Annotated in this window: 2 tRNA genes and 1 rRNA gene; all 3 read right to left on the bottom strand. The window is 46.8% G+C overall.

What is annotated here, in order from left to right:
• Positions 1 to 109: ribosomal RNA gene (locus tag TR61_RS19450) — 23S ribosomal RNA — on the bottom strand; the annotation flags it as partial.
• 247 nt (positions 110 to 356) lie between these two features.
• Positions 357 to 432: transfer RNA gene (locus TR61_RS19445), tRNA-Ala, on the bottom strand.
• 30 nt (positions 433 to 462) lie between these two features.
• A tRNA-Ile gene (locus tag TR61_RS19440) sits at positions 463 to 539 on the bottom strand.
• Positions 540 to 587: the final 48 nt, after the last annotated feature.

The raw sequence follows: 587 nt of genomic DNA, 5'->3' as shown, positions 1-587 counted from the left end.
TCCGGATCAAAGTCTGTTTGCCGACTCCCCGAAGCTTTTCGCAGGCTACCACGTCTTTCATCGCCTCTGACTGCCAAGGCATCCACCGTATGCGCTTCTTCACTTGACCATATAACCCCAAGCAATCTGGTTATACTGTGAAGACGACATTCGCCGAAAATTCGAATTTCTCAATTAAGAGAACTCACAAATTTTACCTTAGCCTGATCCGTTACCAGTGAAAGTAACGTTCAGTCTATCTTTCTATCACATACCCAAATTTTTAAAGAACGATCTAATCAAAGACTAGAAATCAACATTCACCATCGCAGTGATGGAATGCTCATTTCTAAGCTTTCAACGTCTAGAAGCAGTAGTGGTGGAGCCAAACGGGATCGAACCGTTGACCTCCTGCGTGCAAGGCAGGCGCTCTCCCAGCTGAGCTATGGCCCCGTATTTCTACAGGCGTTTCCCACACAAAATTGGTGGGTCTGGGCAGATTCGAACTGCCGACCTCACCCTTATCAGGGGTGCGCTCTAACCAACTGAGCTACAGACCCAATTTCGGGCTGCTTCTTTATCGTCTTCTTCAATGAATCAAGCAATTC

Origin of the sequence: Aestuariivita boseongensis, assembly GCF_001262635.1 — a bacterium.
Classification (GTDB): Bacteria; Pseudomonadota; Alphaproteobacteria; order Rhodobacterales; family Rhodobacteraceae; genus Aestuariivita; species Aestuariivita boseongensis.
This window is presented reverse-complemented; position numbering and strand designations above follow the sequence as displayed.